General features: G+C 69.2%; 17 protein-coding genes and 6 pseudogenes. 8 read left to right on the forward strand and 15 right to left on the reverse strand.

Going from position 1 to position 19,895, the window contains the following annotated elements; translation table 11 throughout:
• Positions 1-5 precede the first annotated feature (5 nt).
• Positions 6-311, reverse strand: a pseudogene (locus ACIPEK_RS41320) (winged helix-turn-helix domain-containing protein); the annotation flags it as partial.
• A gap of 115 nt (positions 312-426) precedes the next feature.
• On the opposite strand from ACIPEK_RS41320, the gene ACIPEK_RS41325 reads away from it, so the two are divergent.
• Entirely contained in the window at positions 427-687 is a 261-nt protein-coding gene (locus tag ACIPEK_RS41325) for a hypothetical protein (protein ID WP_402007403.1), read from the forward strand.
• A 1-nt stretch (position 688) separates the two neighbouring features.
• On the opposite strand, the pseudogene ACIPEK_RS41330 reads toward ACIPEK_RS41325, so the two are convergent.
• The 4 genes and pseudogenes from ACIPEK_RS41330 to ACIPEK_RS41345 form a co-directional block, all read right to left on the reverse strand.
• A pseudogene (locus ACIPEK_RS41330) lies at positions 689-1,141 on the reverse strand (carboxylesterase family protein); the annotation flags it as partial.
• A gap of 54 nt (positions 1,142-1,195) precedes the next feature.
• On the reverse strand, positions 1,196-1,624 hold the full coding sequence (locus ACIPEK_RS41335; protein WP_327277616.1) for an SRPBCC family protein: 429 nt from the start codon (positions 1,622-1,624) through the stop codon (positions 1,196-1,198).
• A gap of 454 nt (positions 1,625-2,078) precedes the next feature.
• Positions 2,079-2,420 carry an IclR family transcriptional regulator C-terminal domain-containing protein gene (locus ACIPEK_RS41340; RefSeq protein ID WP_402007376.1) on the reverse strand — a complete coding sequence of 114 codons (342 nt, stop codon included), beginning with the start codon at positions 2,418-2,420 and terminating at the stop codon, positions 2,079-2,081.
• A 229-nt stretch (positions 2,421-2,649) separates the two neighbouring features.
• Positions 2,650-3,693, reverse strand: a complete 1,044-nt coding sequence (locus ACIPEK_RS41345; protein ID WP_402007378.1) for an NAD(P)-dependent alcohol dehydrogenase — start codon at positions 3,691-3,693, stop codon at positions 2,650-2,652.
• Between the two features lie 118 nt (positions 3,694-3,811).
• Here ACIPEK_RS41345 and ACIPEK_RS41350 point away from each other — a divergent pair, with 118 nt between their 5' ends.
• Positions 3,812-4,759: a helix-turn-helix domain-containing protein gene (locus tag ACIPEK_RS41350; protein ID WP_402007380.1), complete on the forward strand. Its 948-nt coding sequence runs from the start codon at positions 3,812-3,814 to the stop codon at positions 4,757-4,759.
• A gap of 61 nt (positions 4,760-4,820) precedes the next feature.
• On the opposite strand, the pseudogene ACIPEK_RS41355 reads toward ACIPEK_RS41350, so the two are convergent.
• The 3 genes and pseudogenes from ACIPEK_RS41355 to ACIPEK_RS41365 all read right to left on the reverse strand — a co-directional run.
• Positions 4,821-5,239, reverse strand: a pseudogene (locus tag ACIPEK_RS41355) (transposase); the annotation flags it as partial.
• Positions 5,240-5,288: 49 nt separating this feature from the next.
• Complete coding sequence (locus ACIPEK_RS41360; RefSeq protein WP_402007382.1) at positions 5,289-7,598, reverse strand: FUSC family protein; 2,310 nt, start codon at positions 7,596-7,598, stop codon at positions 5,289-5,291.
• 289 nt (positions 7,599-7,887) lie between these two features.
• Positions 7,888-8,169, reverse strand: a complete 282-nt coding sequence (locus ACIPEK_RS41365; protein ID WP_402007384.1) for a CGNR zinc finger domain-containing protein — start codon at positions 8,167-8,169, stop codon at positions 7,888-7,890.
• On the opposite strand from ACIPEK_RS41365, the gene ACIPEK_RS41370 reads away from it, so the two are divergent.
• The gene (locus ACIPEK_RS41370) at positions 8,069-8,386 is read left to right on the forward strand and encodes a hypothetical protein (RefSeq protein ID WP_402007407.1); all 318 of its coding nucleotides are present in this window, start codon (positions 8,069-8,071) and stop codon (positions 8,384-8,386) included. The two genes, ACIPEK_RS41365 and ACIPEK_RS41370, sit on opposite strands and share 101 nt — an antisense overlap.
• 365 nt (positions 8,387-8,751) lie before the next feature.
• Here ACIPEK_RS41370 and grpE read toward each other — a convergent pair whose 3' ends face one another.
• Together grpE and dnaK are read right to left on the reverse strand one after the other, a co-directional pair.
• Complete coding sequence (gene grpE, locus ACIPEK_RS41375) at positions 8,752-9,369, reverse strand: nucleotide exchange factor GrpE (protein ID WP_402007386.1); 618 nt, start codon at positions 9,367-9,369, stop codon at positions 8,752-8,754.
• On the reverse strand, positions 9,366-11,237 hold the full coding sequence (gene dnaK / locus ACIPEK_RS41380; RefSeq protein WP_402007388.1) for a molecular chaperone DnaK: 1,872 nt from the start codon (positions 11,235-11,237) through the stop codon (positions 9,366-9,368). The genes grpE and dnaK overlap by 4 nt, the downstream gene beginning before the upstream one ends.
• Positions 11,238-11,689: 452 nt before the next feature.
• On the opposite strand from dnaK, the gene ACIPEK_RS41385 reads away from it, so the two are divergent.
• Entirely contained in the window at positions 11,690-12,004 is a 315-nt protein-coding gene (locus tag ACIPEK_RS41385; protein ID WP_402007390.1) for a hypothetical protein, read from the forward strand.
• Between the two features lie 447 nt (positions 12,005-12,451).
• On the opposite strand, the gene ACIPEK_RS41390 is transcribed toward ACIPEK_RS41385, so the two are convergent.
• From ACIPEK_RS41390 to ACIPEK_RS41410, 5 genes and pseudogenes are all read right to left on the reverse strand, one after another.
• A complete protein-coding gene (locus ACIPEK_RS41390; protein WP_402007405.1) occupies positions 12,452-12,790 on the reverse strand; it encodes a SpoIIE family protein phosphatase in 339 nt (112 codons plus the stop codon).
• Positions 12,780-13,250: pseudogene (locus ACIPEK_RS41395) on the reverse strand (PP2C family protein-serine/threonine phosphatase); the annotation flags it as partial. The pseudogene ACIPEK_RS41395 and the gene ACIPEK_RS41390, both read right to left, overlap by 11 nt.
• 10 nt (positions 13,251-13,260) lie before the next feature.
• Positions 13,261-14,201 (reverse strand): annotated as a pseudogene (locus ACIPEK_RS41400) (SDR family NAD(P)-dependent oxidoreductase).
• A 330-nt stretch (positions 14,202-14,531) separates the two neighbouring features.
• Positions 14,532-14,711, reverse strand: a pseudogene (locus ACIPEK_RS41405) (IS5/IS1182 family transposase); the annotation flags it as partial.
• A 280-nt stretch (positions 14,712-14,991) separates the two neighbouring features.
• The gene (locus tag ACIPEK_RS41410) at positions 14,992-15,783 is read right to left on the reverse strand and encodes an AraC family transcriptional regulator (protein ID WP_402007392.1); all 792 of its coding nucleotides are present in this window, start codon (positions 15,781-15,783) and stop codon (positions 14,992-14,994) included.
• Between the two features lie 84 nt (positions 15,784-15,867).
• Here ACIPEK_RS41410 and ACIPEK_RS41415 point away from each other — a divergent pair, with 84 nt between their 5' ends.
• The 4 genes from ACIPEK_RS41415 (at position 15,868) to ACIPEK_RS41430 (ending at position 19,375) form a co-directional block, all read left to right on the forward strand.
• Positions 15,868-16,671 carry a sulfite exporter TauE/SafE family protein gene (locus tag ACIPEK_RS41415; protein ID WP_402007394.1) on the forward strand — a complete coding sequence of 268 codons (804 nt, stop codon included), beginning with the start codon at positions 15,868-15,870 and terminating at the stop codon, positions 16,669-16,671.
• Positions 16,672-17,069: 398 nt separating this feature from the next.
• On the forward strand, positions 17,070-17,411 hold the full coding sequence (locus tag ACIPEK_RS41420) for a PadR family transcriptional regulator (protein WP_402007395.1): 342 nt from the start codon (positions 17,070-17,072) through the stop codon (positions 17,409-17,411).
• The gene (locus tag ACIPEK_RS41425; protein WP_402007397.1) at positions 17,408-18,367 is read left to right on the forward strand and encodes a hypothetical protein; all 960 of its coding nucleotides are present in this window, start codon (positions 17,408-17,410) and stop codon (positions 18,365-18,367) included. Before ACIPEK_RS41420 ends, ACIPEK_RS41425 begins: the two co-directional genes overlap by 4 nt.
• Before the next feature lie 231 nt (positions 18,368-18,598).
• The gene (locus tag ACIPEK_RS41430) at positions 18,599-19,375 is read left to right on the forward strand and encodes a phosphatase PAP2 family protein (RefSeq protein WP_402007399.1); all 777 of its coding nucleotides are present in this window, start codon (positions 18,599-18,601) and stop codon (positions 19,373-19,375) included.
• Positions 19,376-19,895 lie beyond the last annotated feature (520 nt).

Consider the following 19,895-nt stretch of genomic DNA (forward strand, 5'->3'; position numbering starts at 1 on the left):
GTGCTTCACAGGCGGCACCCGCTGCCGGGGACGGTGACGATCAACGGCGGGTTGCCGAGCTTGGCACACAGCTTGCTCATCGTGACCTTGACGACGATGGTGAACGGGTCGGTGTTGGCGTCCCACGCCTTCTCCAGGAGCTCCTCGGCGCTGACCACCGTGCCCCGCGCCCGCATCAGCACCTCCAGCACGGCGTACTCCTTGAGGGACAGCGGCAGGTGGCGCCCGTCACGGTGGGTCTGTCGGAGCCCGGTGTCCAGTGTGATCCCGGCGCGTTCCAGCACTGGCGGCAGCGGCGGACCCGCCCGTCGGCGCCGACGATTCGCGCGGATTTACACCACCCTCGGAACCCAGGACCCCCTCTACCGGCGCTTCTGTCTCTACCGCGAACGAGACTTCCGTGAGGCGCCGGGCCAAGTTCGACTCGTGGACGACACTGAGATCACAATCAAGCTCACCTCCGACGAAGCCCTCGTCCTCTCGGACTGGCTGGAGCGAGTTCAGATGACCGACCTCAGCCGTCTGGTCGACGACCCAGCCGCATGGGTTCCGATCCACAAGCTCGCGGGGACATTCGACAAGACACTCCCCGGGATCTTCGCTGCTGACTACGCGGAGCGTCTGGCTACGGCACGGCGCCGTCTGAGGGAGACCATGGGCAGCTTCGCTGAAGAGCAAGACGGCTGAGTCAGCTGTCCCATCCGTCAGCACGATTCCGTGAAAGCCATGTCAGTTGAGAATACTGAGGGCCAGCGTTCTCGATCAACGTGGCACCCCACCAGGTCAACGGCTCACCATCTGACAGATGCACTTCGACAGGACAGTTCATGTAGTTCCGCACCGACTTGAGCTCTTCCACGTGTACATGAGCACCGCGTGAGCATTTGCTCAAGTGCCGCGGAAGATCTCGCTGGTTGGTTGCCGAGCGGCGGAGAAGTCTTGCGGGCGCAACCGGTTGCCCCGGACTTCGGCGACCGGCGACGCCCCGTCCGGTGCGAGGACGCTCAGCCACCGAGGATCTCCACCACGGGTCGCTGCGGATCGTGAGCAGCGCGGCGGCCAGCGTCGCGCCCGCCGACTGGCCGAAGATCGGGCCGTTCTTGGGGTCGCCGCCGAATGTCGCAACTGTGTCGTGTACCCAGCTGAGTGCGGCGAGTTCGCCGGTCCCTACCCGGGCACGACCAGCACGTCGGGGTTAGTGCCGGCTCTCCAGTAGGTCCTTGAACTTCTCCAGGTCGGTGCGGACTGTTTCCTCGATCGCGTGAACCTGAGCGAAGCCCTTCGGGCCGCCGAAGGTCGCCCGCACGGTGTCCGGGTCGTACTCCAGCCGGACTTGCAGCTGGGTGTGCTTGTCGTCCAGCGGGTTCACGGCGAAGGCGGCCCTCAGTTCCGGGCTGTCCACCGTCCAGTCCATCACCTGGCCCTTTCCGCGATCGGCGATGCGAGTCTCGAAAGCTTGCTCGTCGTCCCCGATCCGGACGTCGAGATGGGCTCGGCTGCTGCCGTGCGCAGCGGCGCTCTTCACACCCTCCATGAACATCGGATACTCATCGATGCGGTGCAGCTGCGCCCAGACCTCCTGCGCCGGGACATCGACGTTGACCTGTTCTTCGAGCCTGCTCATCGGGAGCCTCACTTCCCGGCCCGGCCGCCCGGGCCATCGGTACCTCCAGCCTGCTCTGCTGCCCGCCCCCCGGCCACCCAGGCCGGTTCTGGCTCAAGCTCCCCGATCCGGTCACGCTCCGTGAGTGCGGCGGTCCTTGCACAGCGAGACGGGACATCGGGTCCGAGAGCGATCTTCGAATCCGGTGACAGCGATAGGCCGTCCCTCTCGCCGGTGAAAACTATCGTGTCCCGTCGCAGGACCGAGGTATCGGCGTTTTTCGTCGACGCAACGGGGTGTTACGCGGACTGGCCCCCGAACCGGCGGCGGTAGTGCGGTTCAGGGCGAACGGAGTGTGGCCCCTTGTGCTTGTGGCCTTGGCGATTGCAGACCATGGTGCGTTGGGCACAGACGGCTACGCGTCCTTGGGGTTGACTGCTGGGAGGCGTGCGGCCTGGTTTGCTTCCTGAATGATCTACGCGATCTGGCGCAGGCGGGCTCCGGGCCGGCGTGTGGTGGGTCCCGCGACGGCTACGGCTGCGCGTGCCCGGCCGTCTTCCAGTACCGGCACGGCTGTGCAGGAGATGCCGGCGTGGCAGCCGGCCGGGCCGAGGGCGTAGCCATCGGCCCGGGCCTGCTCCACGCTGTCGGCGGCTTCCCTCCAGGCCGCTGGTTCCTCAGCGTCGAGGCGGTGGGACAGATCGGGCCGGACGGACGGCGGGGCGTGGCCGATGGCTGTGCCGAGCAGGGGTTCACGGCCGCCGATCGGAATGGTCAGACGCGGCGGGGCCCGGCCCTCGACGGCGTCGAGGTACACGTATTGGTTACTGGCGGGGACCGCCAGGTAGCAGGTTTCCCCCGTGCTCTGGGTGATCCTTTCGAGGGCGGGTGCAGTCGTTCACGGAGCAGGTCGCCGGTCACCGGGGCGCCACGGGCAACGGCCGGCTTCCAGGCCCTGAACCCGTCGGCCACCGATACCGGCATCCAGGCCCTCGCTGACACGCTCGGCCATCGCGTGCCGTGCCCGCTTGGTAAAGCGGCGCGGCTCAGATCGTCGCCGTGTCGATCACGAAGCGGTAGCGCACGTCCGAGGCGAGCACACGCTCGTACGCCTCGTTGATCCGGCTCGCCTCGATCAGCTCGATCTCGGCACCGAGGTCGTGCTCGGCGCAGAAGTCGAGCATCTCCTGGGTCTCGGCGATGCCGCCGATCATCGAACCGGCGAGGGATTTGTTGCCGCCGATCAAGGAGAACAAGTTCAGGGAGACGGGCTCCTCAGGGGCGCCGACGTTCACCAGGGCGCCGCCCGTCTTCAGCAGGCTCAGGTACGCGCCGAAGTCCAGGGGCGCCGACACCGTGGAGAGGATGATGTCGAAGGTGCCGGCCAGGTCGTCGAAGGTGGCCGGGTCGCTGGTGGCGTAGTAGTGGTCGGCGCCCAGCTTCAGGCCGTCGTCCTTCTTGCGCAGCGACTGGGAGAGGACCGTGACCTCGGCACCGAGGGCGTGCGCGATCTTGACGGCCATGTGGCCGAGGCCGCCCAGGCCGACCACGGCGACCTTCTGACCGGGGGCCGCGCCCCAGTGCTTGAGCGGGGAGTACGTAGTGATGCCGGCGCAGAGCAGCGGCGCGGCCACGTCCAGAGACAGCCCGTCCGGGATGCGGACGGTGAAGTTCTCGTCGACGACGACCTTCTGTGAGTAGCCGCCGTAAGTGGGCTCGCCGTCGCGGCCGATGGCGTTGTACGTGCCGACGTTCCCGCGCACGCAGTGCTGCTCCTGCCCGGCCTTGCAGTTCTCGCACTCGCGGCAGGAGTCGACCATGCAGCCGACGCCGACCCGGTCGCCGACCTTGAACTTCGTCACGCCGGAGCCGACCTCGGCGACGACGCCGGCGATCTCGTGACCGGGCACCATCGGGAAGATGGCCGCGCCCCAGCCCTCGCGGGCCTGGTGGATGTCGGAGTGGCAGATGCCGGCGAACTCGATGTCGATCAGGACGTCGAATTCGCCGACCGTGCGGCGCTCGATGGTGGTGCGCTCCAGCGGGGCCTTGGCGCTGGGGGCGGCGTATGCAGCAACAGTCGTGGTCATGTCCTCCAGAGTGCCTCCTCACCGCCTGTTCACCCAGGTCACCGCTTTGCGTACGTCCAGTGGTCCTACTACTGACAGGGTCAGGCTCCTGGTCGTACAACCGGGAATACTTGGGGTCATGGACGACACCCCCGCCACGGACGACGGACAGGCAGCCCTCCCCGACGGCCTCGACCGCCGGGCCGAGCTCAGCGAATTCCTGCGCACCCGGCGTGCTCGGCTCAAGCCTGAGGATGTGGGAGTCCCCTCGCACGGGCGGCACAGGCGGGTGCCTGGGCTGCGGCGCGAGGAGCTGGCACAGCTGGCCGGGGTCTCGGTGGCGTACTACACACGCCTGGAGCAGGGCAACGGACGCAATGTGTCGGCGGAGGTGCTCGACTCGATCGCGCGCGCCCTGCGCCTGACCGACGCCGAGCATGCACACCTCACCCACCTCGCCAAGCCGAAACAGCAGCGCAGGAAGTACCGGGCGCCCAAGCGGCAGCAGGTGCGGGTGGCGCTGCAGCAGCTGCTCGAGTCGATGGAGGGCGTGCCCGCGTACGTCGGCGGGGCGCGCTCGGAGATCCTCGCCTGGAACCGAATGGCGGCGGCGCTGTTCGGCGACTGGGGCAAGCTGCCGCCCGCGGAGCGCAATTGGGCGCGGCTGACCTTCCTCTCCCCCGACTACCGCGAGCTGTTCCTGGACTGGGACTCCAAGGCGTCCGACATGGTCAGCTATCTGCGGCTGTACGCGGGCCAGCACCCGGAGGACCCGGACCTGTCGGCGCTCGTTGGTGAACTCTCCGTGAAGAGTGAGGAGTTCAGGCGGCTGTGGGCCACGCACGACGTGAAGGAGAAGGGCCACGGCGTGAAGCGGATGCGGCATCCGCTGGTCGGCGACCTCACCCTTGCGTACGAGACGATGCATCTCCCGGACGACCACGAACAGTTCCTGTGCGTGTACCACGCGGAGCCGGGCTCCGCGTCGGCGGAGGCTCTGCGCCTCCTCGCGAGCTGGGGCACGGACGCGGTACGGGCGGGCAGTCAGACACCACACCCCCAGGCCCCGCGTGACGACAGGGGTTGAGTGGACGGGTGCGGTAGCGGGGCAGCGGCCTGGGCCCGAGACCGCCATTGGGCGGCCGGTGGGGTTCGGCCGTCTCGACGTATGCAGTCGTCTCGCCCCTGACCTGCAGCGCGTGGGCCGGGCCCCGGTCCTCGTGGGTGGTCCGCAAGTCGGCGTTCGCGCCGTATCCGGCATCCGAGACAAGCACCGCAGGCCGCAGCCCGGCCGCGGCAGTTCGTCGAGCATCTCCGGGGCGAGCTGCCACTTCGGGCGAATGACGCTCGTCGTCGGGGATCCGGCAGCGGGCCCGACGCCCGACGCTGCGGAACCGTCCCACCTGCAGGGCAGGAACAGCCGCCAGGACAGCGGACACGACGCGGTGTCGGAAGCGGCATGGACACTGGCCCCGATCTGGCAGTTGCCCAGCGTGCCGGAGTACTGCCGCGCCACCCCGGGCGAGGACACACTGTCCCAGTCGTTCCCGTACTCCGGGATCCACACACACCGGTTTCTGCAGAACGTGGGCTGAACGCTGCGACGCCGGCCCCGGCTACACGCCCCTGCCCCCGCCCCGAGACGACGCCCGGTCGGGTGTCGCGACAGACACCCCGAGGGGGCGGGCCAGACCGATCAACCCTTCGTCCAGGCGCTGCAGATGCCGCAGGACGCGGTCTGTGACACGGTCGTGCCGGGGGGAGCCGGGCTTGTCCGCCTCCAGCATGGAGGCCAGGCTCGCGCCGGTCTCCACCACGCCGCCGCTGTCGTCGTCCTCGACACGCGCGACGAGGACGTCGATGTTGTGGGCGATGCGTCGGCCTGCTCCCTTCAGGAGCGGGTCCGCGGCGACGCTCCTGCTGTTCGGGAGGAGTTCGGCCGTCGCCGCCAGTGAACGCGCGTGGTAGGCGCACGTCTCCAGCAGCGCCACGACGTAGCGCGCGGTCTGGCGGCGGGTCCGCAGCGGGGTGATCGGGTGGGTCAACGGCTGCGTGGAGGACCGCAGATCGTCCAGTGCCGTATCGAGCTCCCGGGCCATGTCCAGCAGATCGAGCGCGGGCCCGCCGCTCAGCTGCTCCACTGCGGCATCGGTGACGTCGCCGAGCCGGGTCAGCACCGTGCCGAGGAGTTCGTCGGTACGGCGATCGGTGTGCACCGGCAGGATCACGGCTGCCGCGATCACGCCGCAGGCGGCGCCGAGCGCGGTCTCCTCGATGCGCAGGACGAGCACCGCGAAGCTGTAGGCGTTGAGCAGGGTGTACAGCAGCCCCAGAGCCGCCGTGACGAAGAAGGACATCAGGGCGTACGACAGCGGCGCGGTGAAGAACATGGCGAAGATGAACAGCAGCACGAGTGCGAACGCCGTCCAGGTATGGTGGCCCACCAGGCCCGCCAGGCCGACACCGGCAACGACGCCGAGAACCGTGCCCAGCAGCCGGCGGTAGCCCTTGACCAGGATCTCCCCGGTGGACGCCGTGTTCAGGAAAACGACCCAGCAGGTCAGCACCGCCCAGTACCACCGCTGACTGGAGAGAAACTCCCCGCCCACGATGGCCAGCGCCGAACCCACCGACACCTGGACCGCGGCACGGGTCGTGGGACGCTCCAGTCCCTTGCGGACATCCTCGACAGGCTCGGTCTCCTCTGCCTGCGCGATGGCGACGTTCTCGGCGTCCAGTTCCTCACGGGAACGCGTCGTCGCAGGGGTGTCGTCGGACTCGTCCTGGGGCCCGTCGAGGGCCAGCCGCAGGCCCATGACAGCGCGCGCCGCCTCCCCGATGCCGCGGAAGACGTCCTGGACGGGGGCCGAGGCGCACGGCAGATTCTCCTCGTCCCGATAGCCGAGCAGCCGGTTGCGCAGGTGGGCCACCGCGGCGCCGCGATTGTTCGCGGCCGGGCGGGCGACGAGCAGGCGCAACACGTTGAGATCACGGCGCAGCGTCGCGGTCATGTCGTCCTGTGCCTGCAGCCGGTTGCCAGGCGCCGGCACGGGCGCGTGCGGCAGATGAAGCGTGAGCGTATCGGCACGTTCGGAGCTGCGCGCGGTGAGGATGAGTACGCCGAGCCGCTCGGCGGCGATCTCGGCGTCGGCGACACGGCGCTGGACGAGCAAGGCGGTGGCGCTGTCGCTGGTGCCCTCCTCCAGCCGCCCCTGGATCATCATCGCGCTCTGGTGGAGGCGCGCGGTGTGCCGGCGTACGTCCTCCAGCGCCTTCTCGACGTGGTCCGGCCCGGCGTCGAGCAACTCGATCTGGGCGGACACCAATTGAGCGAGGCGGGCGCGGAACGCCTCGCGCAGTCGCAGCAGAATCCGTTCGGGTGTCTCAACAACCAGGCCGAACCGCACGACCGCGCTGCAGACGAACGCAACGACCAGCGTTCCGCACAGCCCCGGCAGCGCGGAAACCGCGGCTCTGACGAACAGGGACACAAAGTAGATCTGAAACCCGATGAGTCCCAGGGCCGTACCGCGATCGCCGAACCGGCGGCTGTAGACCGCTGCGAAGATCAACGCGAGGAAGAAGAGGTCGCCCGCGACGACCTCGGTGCTCAACACCGCTCCCAGTGACATCGCCACGAGCGCCACGGGCAGGCCGAGCGCGAGCGTGATGGCCTGTTCGCGCCGCTGCTTCTCCTTGATGGCGAAGGTCGCGACCATGGCCGCGATGGCACCTGCCACCATGTGGCTCACATCGGCCTTGAGCAACGCCAGGACCACGAGCGTGAGCGCGATGGCGCCGACTGTTCGCAGGCCGGCCATCAGCCGCAACAGTCCGGGGTCGGAGGCTGAGAACCGGTCCCAGATCCTCGTCCGGCTCACCCGTTTCACTTTCCTCACCCTGCCGCTTTCCCCGCTCGCCGCCATAAACCGGAAGTTCCAGCATGGCACGCGTCAACGCCCCGCCCTGACCCCACCGTCCCGCGGGAATCGACCTGCACACCCCTGAGATCCAGGTGCTGGGCCCGGACGCCGTCACCGGTATTCAGGCCTCCGGCCACGGCTTCAAGCTCGTGGCGCTCGTCCACTTCAAACCCGGCGTCACGAGCGACACCGCACGCGAGGCCATGGACCCGCGCAGCCTGGTCCAAACCCAGCCTGCAGGCTCGCATCTCCGACTCCGAACCCGCCTGGGCGCCGATACCGACGGCACGCTCTACCTGTCCCGCTGCGCTCGGTGCGAGGCCACCCGGACCCGGGTTGCGCAGCGGGGGGCGCAGTAGCGCTGGGGAGTGCGGCGACCAGTGTCGATGAAGTAGTGGTTGCAGTCGGGTGCGGCGCACTGCCCCCAGGCGCACCCGCCACGTTCGCTGAGCCAGAGCCCGAGGGCCAGTGCGGTGGTGGACAGCAGCCAGTGGGTGGGGTCGGCGTTATGGGGCGGGGTCCTGGCGGACTTCGAGCCAGAGGAACCGGAGCAGATCGCGGCCCGGATCGGCACACCCTATGGGGTCTGTGTGTCCGGCCAGTCCATGGAGGCAGTTCGTGCCTTCCTGGGGCACGTCCTGCCCGGCTTCGACGGGCTCGTCGACACCAACCACGACGACATCCTGCCACCCCGCGAGTTCCTTGCCCTGATCGGCCGCTACCCGCAATGGGACTGGCGTCGCGTTCCAAGAACGGGCCTTCAGTGGAACGTCACGAGCGGATCCAGATGAGAAGGGCGGCAAAGCGGAGTGCGGCCTGGAAGGCGATGGCGAGCCTGTCGGTTCGCATGGCCGGAACGCACCGCTGCCTGAGACGGGCGATGCACCGTTCGACGGTGTTCCGCTGTTTGCAGGCAGCCGCGTCGAAGCTGGGCAGGCGGCCGCCCGCTCGGCCTCGCCGCACGAGGTGTCCGATCTGGTCGGCGACCTTCTTCGCGATCGGGTTGGCCCTCGCAAACTACGAGCACGACGACAACCGTGGCCAGGAGCCCGCGCCCGAGTTGCTGCACTCCGTGGCTGACTGACGACAGGCGGCGTGCGCCGTGCCCCTTGCACGAGGCAGTCCCGGCTCGGGTCCCGGGACTTGCCCCGTGCGACTATTCGGCGGGGGCGGGCCCTGTCACCGCTACCTGGGCCGGCCTCAGGAGGTGGTCGCCGACCCGGTAGCCGTGCCGCAGCACCTCGGTGCAGACGGCCTGGGCCGCACCGGAGGCGTCGTAGGTGATCGCTTCATGCGAGTGGGGGTCGAAGGGTTCACCCGCTGCGCCGACGGTCCGCAGGCCCAGAGCCGCCAGCCGCGCCTCAAGTACGTCGGAGAGGACTGTCACCGCGCCGTGGTCGTCGCCCTGTCGGTGGATCTCTTCCAGGACATCCAGGACCGGAAGCAGACCGGTGAGGATGTTGACCACCGCGATCTCCCGTATGGCCAGTCGGTCGCGGCGTACCCGCTTGCGGTAGTTGTCGTACTCGGCTTTCACACGCTGCAGGTCCGCGGTCCGCTCCGCGATCCGCTCACGCAGCCGTGCGGCCTCCGCATAGCCGCTCTGGCCGGAGCCGGGGCGCGCCGTACCGGCGCCGTCCGAACCAGTCCCGGTCGGACCTGAGGCATCCGGGCATCGCCCATCCCGGAGGGTGACCGGGGCGGCCCTGTGTAGGTCGCACACCACCACAGGCGACCGATCGCCGCGGTGCTCTGAGCGCGGGTTCTTACTCATCCGGTACCTCCCTTCTGCTCGTCGTCGACGATCTCCGCATCGACGACCTCATCGCCACCGGTGCCCGTGTCTCCGGAGGTGCCGCCGCCGGCCGTACCTCCTCCAGCGGTTTCGCCGCCCTGCGCCTGCGCGTACAGCGCGGTGCCGATCCGCTGCGCGGCGGCCGATGCCTTCTCGGTGGCGGTACGGATCTCGGCGGTGTCCTCGCCCTTGAGCTTCTCCTTGACCTCCGCCAGGGCGGCCTCGGTCTCGGAACGCACATCCGCGGGGATCTTGTCGGCGTTGTCCCGCAGCAGGGTTTCGGTCTGGTAGACCAGGCTCTCCGCCTGGTTGCGGGTCTCGGCAGCCTCCTTGCGCCGCCGGTCCTCCTCCGCGTGCTGCTCGGCCTCGCGCACCATGCGGTCGATGTCGTCCTTCGGCAGCGAGGAGCCGCCGGTGACGGTCATCTTCTGCTCCTTGCCGGTGCCGAGGTCCTTGGCGGCGACGTGCATGATGCCGTTCGCGTCGATGTCGAACGCGACCTCGATCTGCGGGACGCCGCGCGGGGCCGGCGGCAGGCCGGTCAGCTCGAACATTCCGAGCTTCTTGTTGTACGCCGCGATCTCGCGCTCGCCCTGGTAGACCTGGATCTGCACGGACGGCTGGTTGTCCTCGGCCGTCGTGAAGATCTCGGAGCGCTTGGTCGGGATCGTGGTGTTGCGCTCGATGAGCTTCGTCATGATGCCGCCCTTGGTCTCGATACCGAGGGACAGCGGGGTGACGTCGAGCAGCAGGACGTCCTTGACCTCACCCTTGAGGACACCGGCCTGGAGCGAGGCGCCGATGGCGACGACCTCGTCCGGGTTCACACCCTTGTGCGGATCCTTGCCGGTCAGCTCCCTCACCAGCTCGGTCACCGCCGGCATCCGCGTCGAACCGCCCACCAGAATCACATGATCGATGTCCGACACCTTGATCCTGGCATCCTTGACCGCGTTGTGGAACGGCCCTTTGCAGCGCTCCAGCAGTGGCGCCGTGAGCTGCTCGAACTGTGCGCGCGTCAGCTTCTCGTCCAGATGCAGCGGGCCCTCGGCCGACGCCGAGATGTAGGGCAGGTTGATCGTGGTCTCGGTCGCGGCCGACAATTCGATCTTCGCCTTCTCCGCGGCCTCCCGCAGCCGCTGGAGGGCCATCTTGTCCTTGGACAGGTCCACCCCGTAACCGTTCTTGAACTGCTTCACCAAGTGGTCGACGACCTGCTGGTCCCAGTCGTCACCACCGAGGTGCGTGTCACCGTTGGTCGCCTTCACCTCCACCAGGCCCTCGCCGATCTCCAGCAGCGATACGTCGAAGGTGCCGCCACCGAGGTCGAAGACGAGGATCGTCTGGTCGTTCTCCTTGTCCAGGCCATAGGCCAGCGCCGCGGACGTCGGCTCGTTGATGATCCGCAGCACGTTCAGGCCCGCGATCTGACCCGCCTCCTTGGTCGCGGTGCGCTGAGCGTCGTTGAAGTACGCCGGGACAGTGATCACCGCGTCCGTGACGTCCTCCCCAAGATGCGCCTCGGCGTCCCGCTTCAGCTTCTGCAGCACCCGGGCGGAGACCTCCTGCGCGGTGTACCGCTTGCCGTCGATGTCACCGGACTCGGGGAAACGCCAATGAGCGTCCCCCATGTGCCGCTTGACCGACCGCGCGGTGCGCTCGATGTTCGTCACCGCCTGCCGCTTGGCGACCTCGCCGACCAGCACCTCACCATTCTTCGCGAAGGCGACCACCGACGGAGTGGTCCGCGCGCCCTCGGTGTTCTCGATGACCGTCGGCTCGCCGGCCTCGAGCACAGACACCACGGAGTTCGTCGTTCCCAGATCAATGCCCACTGCCCGCGCCATCACTGCCTCCCTCATGCCTTTCACGGATAGACCTGAGCCAGCTCCTGAACGAATGGTCTGCCTGCTGCTTCACCTCCCGACCCGGCCGTGGGGCGTTCCGGCCCCGCTGCCCCCGGCCTCCCTCTCACCCTGCGAGGCTGTCTGCGGCTACGCAGATTCTCGACCTGCCGCACAACGCGGTCCACGCGCCCAGTGAGATCGCGGCGCCCCTCCAGATATGGGCACACCTTGGCAAGCGGCCCGATGAGACGGACGGGGTCGTCTTCGCCGAGGGCGACGCCGAGTTCGGCGATGGCGGCGCGGGCCCGCTCGGGGAGACCGATGAGGGACGTGATCTCTCCAGTGAGCCTGCGCAGGTCCGCCGCGTCGCCCCGCGCCCAGGCCGAGACAGCGCCGTCGGCAGCCCAGCGATCGCGGATGGCCTGTATCCATTGTTCCCCGGTAGTGCCCACGTGACCGGTACACAGGCGCAGGTATCGGCGCTCGGCGGCCCGGCGGCAGCTGACGCCCAGCGGATGAGCGATATCAGCCCAGCCGGCCCCGGCTCCACGCGCCGCTTCGATGAGCCCCGGCTGCCACACCGCCAGCCGTCGGCATACGTCCCGCATCAGACGGTGAGTATCCACCGCCTCTCCCGGCCCGGCCGCGGCAGCGATCTCCGCTCCGCCGGGTGTGCAAGCCCGACGCACCACAACTTCGACTACGCCCAGCGCCTGCGCAGCGACGGCAAAAACGACTGGCAGACCAGGGAGGCTTGGCGTCTTTGAGGCCGTTCCGGTCACGGACAACCCTCCGGGCCACATACATGCCATCGTTCGCACGACATCCCACTTGTCACCCTTTGGGTGACATGTTACAAGCGGATCGAAGTGAAAGTATGGACACAAAGTGCCTGAACCCACCTGGAGGTGACCGGCAATGCTGACCTGTACCGATCCGTTCCGCCGAAGAGCCTGAGCATGCTGTTCGTCTCCCGGACCCTTGGGAAGTCCGCCGTGGAGATTCAGGAAGGTCAGCCGCACGCCGGTTCTTGATGGCATCGTCGCCACTCATCGTGCGAAGGATCTCCGAAGTCGCCCGCGGCTCTACCGCTTCACCCGCCAGCAGCGTGACGTGCCTGCGACACGCTACTGGTGCCACCTCCGGCTACGGCCTCCTGCCACCAGCGAACGTCACATCCGCAGGCACGGTGAGCCCTGGCTTCTTGACCGGGTTCACCGGGAGGTCTTGCCGGCCGCTGAGGTGTGTGGGCAGGCGTACGACGAGGAGTGCGATGTCGTCAGTGCTTCCGTTTCCGAAACCGGTGAGGACTTCATCACGGAACGTGCTGAGCGGCTCGCGAGCGAGGGCCACTGCCTCCTCGCGGAGGCGGCGCAGCCGATCCGCGACGCTGTCCCCGGGCGTTCGATCAGGCCGTCGGTGCAGAACAGGAGCGTGGCCTCGGGTGGTAGGACTTCCTGCCGGTCGGGGCGAGACTGGCCGGTGTCCACGCCCAGGAGCAGGCCCTGCGTGTCGTCGAAGCAGCGGGTGTCGCCATCGTGCTCGACAAGCAGCGGGGGGCTGGTGTCCCGCGTTGGAGAAACACAGGTTCCAGCGACCGTGCTGGGTGGCTTCGGGGCGTACGTAGAGACAGCCGGCGATGTGGCCCGTGTACAGGGTGTGGGAGACGAGGTCAAGGCGGCGCAGAATGTCGCTGTGGGGTTCTCGCCGGTCGCAGGCGAGGGCGCGGAGCATGTTGCGCATCTCGCTCATGGTGACGGCTGCCTGTACGTCGTGGCCGATGGCATCTCCAATGATCAGGGCGTCGGCGCCGTCGGGCAGCGCGAAGTAGTCGTACCAGTCGCCGCCGACCTCCGCAGCTGTGGGAGCGGGGACGTAGCACGCGCGGTGAGATCGAAGAGGGTGTTGTCGGGCAGCGGCGGGAGCAGGAAACGCTGCGGGCGCCCCACGACGCGCCGCGGTGTCCTGCCGGGCGCTCCGGGCCGGTGCTATGCGGCCGGGGACGCCCGGCAGGCCGCGCGAGTCAGACGGCTGTACGGCCTCCGTCCAAGGGCAGCACGGCGCCGTGGACGAAGCTCGCCGCGTCGCCGGCCAGGTAGGCGATCGCCTTCGGCTCGGCCGGTCGGCCCGCCGGGGCCTGGGCTGCCAGGGCGCCGAGGTCCTCGCCCATGCCGGCCGTGCCCTCCGTGCGCGCCGGTCCGGGGCGGACGGCGTTGACCCGCACCCCGCGCGGGCCGTACTCCGCGGCCCGTGCCTTGGTCATCAGCTCCACGGCCGCCTTGCTCGGCCCGTACAAAGCCATGCCCGCGGCCCCGTACGCCGCGACGGCGGTACTCACGTTGACGATCACACCGCCGCCCCGCCCGGCCATCGCCGGCGCGAGTTCCGCCACCAGGTAGAACGGCGCCTCCACATTCAGCGCGTAGACGCTGTCGGCCTCGCTCTCCGCCGCCTTCTCGGTAGGCCCAAACCGGTAGATGCCCGCGTTGTTGACAAGGATGTCGACCCGGCCACCGCCCAGGTCCGCGGCCCGCCGCGCCAGTTGCCGCACCGACTGTGTCTCGCGCAGATCGGCGGCGACGAAGCAGCCTTGTCACCGCGGGCACGAATGGCGGCGACCACGGACTCGCCGCGGGAACTGTCGCGGCCGGCGACCAGTACGTGCGCTCCCTGCTGGGCCAGCGCCGCGGTCGCGGCGCCGATGCCGCCGGTCGCTCCAGTCACCAGGGCCACGCGTCCGGCCGGATCAAGCGAACCCATGGGGTTGTCCTCCGTGTCGGAGAGGTAAGGATCGCGGCATCCAGGAGGCCCCACCCTGGACAAACCGGCACGGCATCGACTCCAGCACGGCACCCGCACGGCTCGCCATCGTCGGAAGCGGCGGAGTCGGCGTCGAGATGCCCCCCTCTGGCAGGGCCCGGGCTCCCAGGTCACCCTGCTCGCCCGCCGCCTGATTCCCCGCATGGAACCATTCGCGGGAGAGCTCGTAGTACGCAGTCTCACCGCGGCGGGCGTGGACGTGCGGATCGGCCACCCAGGTGACCGCCATGCGCCGCCCGGACCCGACCGGGCCCGTCACCCTCACCCTCGACGACGGCAGCGACCTGCAGGCCGAACCGGTCCGCGCGGTATCGCACCTGGTCCAGGTTGTGCGGCTCAACCCCGAAAATCTCGTTGAACCTCGTGTCGGCCATGGGCATCTCTCACCTTGGTGGCGGCGGCTGACCATTTCAGCCCGTGCCAGTATTCCCACCGCGTACTCGCCGGCTTCACCACCTCCGGGCGGCAGACGACCAGTGGGGTGAGCTGGCGCATCGTCAAGTTCGTCCGCCAGTAGGTGGCAACGAGCAGCAGTCGGTCATCCAACGGAAGTCCCCACTGCCGGACCCGTCGCACCACCGTGGCGTCCTCGCGCCGCAGCACGGTCAACGGCTTCTCGAACTACCGCGGGCTCACCCTGGTGAACGGGCTCAGAAGTCATTTCATCTGGTGAGTCTGCGGTAGCAGATGAGGGTGCAGGCGATGCTGGTGAAGGAGAGGTCGGCTTCGCGTTCGTAGCGTCGGGCAGGTAGCGGCAGCCGGCCAGGACTTGTCCGGGCCGGCTCAGTCACACGCAGGTAGCCGAAGCCGTGTGAGCTGGTCGTCGTGCTGGCGGCGCGCCTGCCAGTACGGCCGGGCGCCACAGGTGCGACGTCGGTGGTCAGGCCGCCTGTAATCGTTCGCCGGAACGGGGTGCGGATACGTCAGGGTGCCGTCAGGAGCTGCGGCTGGGACCGCCGCCTTGACGGCTCGCGGCGAAGCGGGACGGGGGCATGCCGAAGGTGCGCGTGAAGGCGGCGGTGAACGCGGCGGGAGAGGCGTAGCCGAGACGGCCACCGACCTCACTGACCGACGCAGTGCGCAGCAGCGGCACGGCCGCGAGCAGGCGGGCACGGGCCCGCCAGATGGCGGGGCTGTCACCGACCTCTGAGCGGAAGCGCCGGGTGAAGGCGCGTTCGCTCATGGCCACCCTCGCGGCCCATGTGGCGTTGGTGACGCCGGCGTCCGGGGCGGCCAGGTACTCGCGGCAGAGCCTCGCGAGGTCAGCGGCAGCGGGAATCCCGACGTGGAACGGGAGCGGGGCACGCTCGGCGATCTCGTGCAGGAGGAGGGCGGCAATGCTTCCCTCCCGCCCGGACAGGCTGTAGTCGATCTCGAACTCGACAGCGACCAGGAGCAGTTCACGCAACAGCGGCGGAACGTCCACAACCGTGCAGGTGACGGGCCACCAGGGAATGACATCCGGCTCGATGTACAGACTCCGGGTGCTCACCCCCAGCATGCGGACCCGGTGCCGGGTAGCGGCCGGAATCAGTACGGCGCGCTCGGGCGGAACGGTCCAGGTGCCCTCGGTGGTGTCGACGACCATGACCCCGGAGGCGCCGTAGAGGAACTGCGCGCGCCGGTGTTCGTGCCAGTCCAGTACGTGGCCGGGCGGGTAGTCGGTACCGATCGGCAGGACGACCCGGTCGACGTGGTCGACGTCGGCCAGGGAGACGTTCTTCACCCAGCCATTCTACTGGCTGAGACGCGAAGGAATGGTGCCGACCATCGCATGCGAGAAGTCCGTCGGAACTGGTGGAGTGGGGCCATGGACGTTGTGGCATTGATCGGGATCGGACTCCTCACCGGGGCGACGACGGTGTTGTTCGGGTTCGGCGGCGGGTTCGTCGCGGTGCCGGTCGTGGTCTGGGCGGACGTCGCACTCGGCGCGGACGCGATGCGGGTGGCGACGGCCACCTCGGCCCTGGTGATGGTGGTGAACGCGGGATTCGCGACAGCCGTCACACCGCGGCGGGTGCTCCTCGCGCTCCGCGGCAGCGGCATGCTGCTCCTCCTGCTGGCGGCCGGTGCCTCGGCCGGCGCGCTCGCCACGCGCCTCACCCCGGCCGATCTGGCCCGCTGGGCGTTCGTCGCGTACATCGCTCTCACCATCGCCGACTTGCTCCTGCGCCCCGGCTTCCTGCGCCCGGGCCCCCGGGTCGAGGCAACCTCCGACGCTCCGCGTCCGCTGCCGGCCGTCCTCGGCGCGCCGGTCGGTGCGGTCGCGGCCTTCCTCGGCGTGGGAGGCAGCGTCATGACCGTCCCCGCGATGCGGCGGGCCGGGCACACGATGCACGTGGCGACTGCGCTGGCCAACCCCCTCACCCTCGCCATCGCGCTCCCGGCCACCGCGGTGTCCCTGGGCGGCGCTGCGGTTCCCGCCGCCGCTGACGCGCACGTGCACCTGCTGGGTCTCATCGACGTCCGCGCAGCCTCGGCGCTGCTCCTCGGAGCTCTACCGGTGATCGCGGTACTGCGGCGGCGCCCGCCGCGGATCCCTGACCGCACCTATGCCTGGGCGTACATAGGGCTGCTTGCCATGGTGACGGTCGCGATGTTGCTCTCGGCTTAAGCCCCCGGAAGTGCAAGCCCTAATCACCGACGGGGCATGCCGGACGGCCACAGGCGGCGATCTGCGCTTCCCGGGGGCACCGGGGAAGCGACCGCTCGGGTCGGGCCTCATCGAACGCTGCCTCGCCGGCTGCGCGCAGCCGGTCCGGGCGAACAGAGGCTGCTCCACGGGCAGTTCAACGGGCGGGAGACGGGTCCGGCGGACACGGTGGGAATGACGTTCCGCTCGGCCCGGACCAGGTCGCGGTGAGCATCCGCCAATGCCGCGCGGGTGCGTCGAGGAGACCGCCGTCGCGCTCGCCGGTCGAGAGAGGGTGACGCTCGCTGCGGGCATGGAGGAGCTGCCGTGATCACCCACGGCTGGCAGATATATTTCGTAGCTCGATATATGCTCGACGCATGACAAGACAGAACCCGTCCTTGACGGAACCGCAGTACTTCATCCTTGCTGCGCTCATGGACGGACCGTTGCACGGTTACGGCATCATCAAGGCAGCCGAGCAGGCCACCGACGGGCGGCTCCGGATCGCTGTCGGCACTCTCTATGGCGCGCTGGAGCGGTTGGAGCGGGCCGGGCTGGTGGCCGCCGGCCATGAGGAGATCGTGGACGGGCGGGCGCGGCGGTACTACCGGCTCACGGAGGACGGCACCGAGGCGCTCGGCCGGGAGGCGCTGCGGATGCAGCAGGCGGCGGCCGTCGTCATCGGACGCTCGCGGAATGTCGGAGCGGCCCCGGCATGAACCGTTTGCTGCTTGCGGCCTATCCCGAGCCCTACCGTTCCCGGCAGGGTGAGGAGTTGCTGGCCTGCCTGGCCGAGGCGTATCCCGGCCGTTCCTGGCCCCCGCTGCGGGAGGTCGTCGCCTTGGCGCGTGCCGGGGTGCAGGCCCGCGCCCGTGCCGTCGTCGACGACACGGCCCGGCCGTGGTGGCTGCACGGCATCCATCTGACCGCTCTCGTCCTCGCCGCGCTGGCACTGGTGCCGTACCTGCAGGATGTGTGGCACTGGGCACTGCACATCGATCCCGGTCGGCATGCCATCGCCTTCCACTTCTCCGGCTGGTACCCGTGGGCGCAAGGTCCCGGCACGCGGACACGGCTCCTGCCCTACGGGCTGCTTCCGCTGGTCTGCCTGATCGCCCTGCTACGCGGTAAGCCGTGGATCGCCCTGCCGGCCGCAGCAGCGATGATCTACGTCGGTGCCACGTTCAACAGCAATACGTTCTTCGGCGACGAGGGCAAGGTGGGCCTGGGCTACTACGGGCTGGGCGCCCCGATAACGGCCCGTGACCTGGTGCTGTCGGGGGCACTGTGCACCGCGTGCGCCGTGCTGGCGGTCTGCCGTCCCGCCCGGCTGCGGCGCCACTCGTACCGCTGGCTGGTCCCCGTCGTGCTCGCCATGTTCGTGGCCGGGGGCCTGCACATCATCTCCATCAGTCCGGCCTTCCAACGCGGCCTGTTCGCCCTCGAAGTCGCCGCGCTGATCGCCGCGTGGGCGGCGACGGCCGCCACCGGTGACTACCGGTGGCTGATCCCCGTCGCGGCGGTCGCGTTCATCCGCACGCAGGCGATCGTCATCCAGCCGAACGCGTTCATGCGGTCCCTGCCGGACCTGGTCGTCCTCCTCCTCCTGATCGCACCCCTACCGGCCCTGGCGATCGCCGCCCAGCGCCGGCAGAGCCGGGCACTCCTCGAATAGGAGCAGATCCCCGATGGGCCGACCGGGCCTGTCGGCTCACCTGTCGCCCAAAGCGGCGCGTGACCGCACTGCTCCCCCACGAAGACAGAGAAAGCGATGACTCAGCAAGATCCCTCGACCTTGTCCACACACCCAAACCCCGGCCCAGTCCCGGGAACCACGGCCGAACCCAGCCCCGCGCGGACGATACGGCTACGGGCCTCGGCTCCGCTGTGCCTCCTGGGGTTCCTGGTGGTCTACCTGATCGCCGTCTGCACCCCGTTCGGGCAACGGGCGGAGAACGCCCTGTTCAGCAAAGAAGTCGGCGCTGAACCGGCATGGATCTACGACTGGTCGGGGTCGGCTTACCAGTCATGGGCCCTGCCGCCCCTGGAGCAGAGCGCCATGCCCACCCTGCTCGTGGGGATCGCCGTCATCGCGGCCGTCACCCTGGTCCGGAGGTGCTGGTGGCAAGGCTGCGCGGCGACCGGGATCGTCATGGTCACGCTCGGGAGCAAGGAACTCACCCGGATGATCCTGCCCCGCCCCGACCTGGTGGACGCGCGCGTCTCGCTCATCGAGCCGAGCTTCCCCAGTGGACACGTGGCCATCCCCGCCGGGCTGGCCCTCGGCGCCGCCCTCGTCGCTTCCCCCCGCATCCGCCCCTACGTCACCGCGGCCGGCATGCTGTGGCTCGCCGTCACCGCCGGCGCCGTCCAGGCCACCTACCACCACCGGCCCAGCGACGTACTGGGCTCCACACTGCTGGCCTGCGCCTGCTACAGCCTCGCGGCCCGGTTGCTGCCACCGGCCGACGCACCAGGCGTCACGCGGCGCCCTCGTGCGCTGCCGGCGGTCGCCCTGGCACTGTCAGCGGCCGGCGCGCTCGTCGCCGGGGCGCGGGACGACTCCGTCACACAATCGCTGGTCTTCGCGGCAGCGGCCTTCCTGTGCGCGGCCCTGTTCTGGTTCACCACAGCGGAGGGGCCCGCACACACCGCACGCCGCACACGCCCTGCACTGGGGTGACCACCCCGCCGGCTCCGGGCGGGAACCGGCGCATCCTGGCGAAGCGGCGGTCCGACGCCACCCCCCAGTCGTAGAAGCCGTCGACGCCCGAGCAGGGATGCGCTCCCGCCCGGCGTGTACTCCCGTAGTCCGGTCAACAGGCCGGTGGCGTCCGCCGGTTCTCTCGCCTATTGCGAGCTGTTGCTTCCAGGTGCTCGGAGGCCGTCCTTTGGTGATGTTGACGTGGCCGTGTCGTCGTCCAGGCCGTGGCGTTGAGTGAGTGACACGCCTTGCGTTGAGCGGCATCACGCGCCCACGGAGTCCCATGCGCGCCGCCTCGACGTTGCGAGCATCGGTTGGCGGCACTCCTGCCTCCCTGTGATCCATGTCACATGTTGTTCCTGTCAGGAATCGGGGCGCTGTCCCGCTCAAGTCACCGACAGAGAGCTAGTGCCGGATCAGGCAACGTTTGCCCTGTCCACGACGGCGCGTAGGTGCCGGTTGTCGGCATTGCGGTTTCGCCAGATGATGTAGCGGCGGA

Source organism: Streptomyces sp. NPDC088246 (assembly GCF_044741025.1).
Lineage (GTDB): Bacteria > Actinomycetota > Actinomycetes > Streptomycetales > Streptomycetaceae > Streptomyces.

Bases quoted from the DNA above. Each gene is read 5' to 3' on its own strand.
- ACIPEK_RS41335 (WP_327277616.1), bottom strand. From the start codon at position 1,624: ATGAGCAGGCTCGAAGAACAGGTCAACGTCGATGTCCCGGCGCAGGAG.
- ACIPEK_RS41345 (WP_402007378.1), bottom strand. From the start codon at position 3,693: ATGACCACGACTGTTGCTGCATACGCCGCCCCCAGCGCCAAGGCCCCG.
- ACIPEK_RS41350 (WP_402007380.1), top strand. From the start codon at position 3,812: ATGGACGACACCCCCGCCACGGACGACGGACAGGCAGCCCTCCCCGAC.
- ACIPEK_RS41360 (WP_402007382.1), bottom strand. From the start codon at position 7,598: ATGGCGGCGAGCGGGGAAAGCGGCAGGGTGAGGAAAGTGAAACGGGTG.
- grpE (WP_402007386.1), bottom strand. From the start codon at position 9,369: ATGAGTAAGAACCCGCGCTCAGAGCACCGCGGCGATCGGTCGCCTGTG.
- dnaK (WP_402007388.1), bottom strand. From the start codon at position 11,237: ATGGCGCGGGCAGTGGGCATTGATCTGGGAACGACGAACTCCGTGGTG.
- ACIPEK_RS41415 (WP_402007394.1), top strand. From the start codon at position 15,868: ATGGACGTTGTGGCATTGATCGGGATCGGACTCCTCACCGGGGCGACG.
- ACIPEK_RS41420 (WP_402007395.1), top strand. From the start codon at position 17,070: ATGACAAGACAGAACCCGTCCTTGACGGAACCGCAGTACTTCATCCTT.
- ACIPEK_RS41425 (WP_402007397.1), top strand. From the start codon at position 17,408: ATGAACCGTTTGCTGCTTGCGGCCTATCCCGAGCCCTACCGTTCCCGG.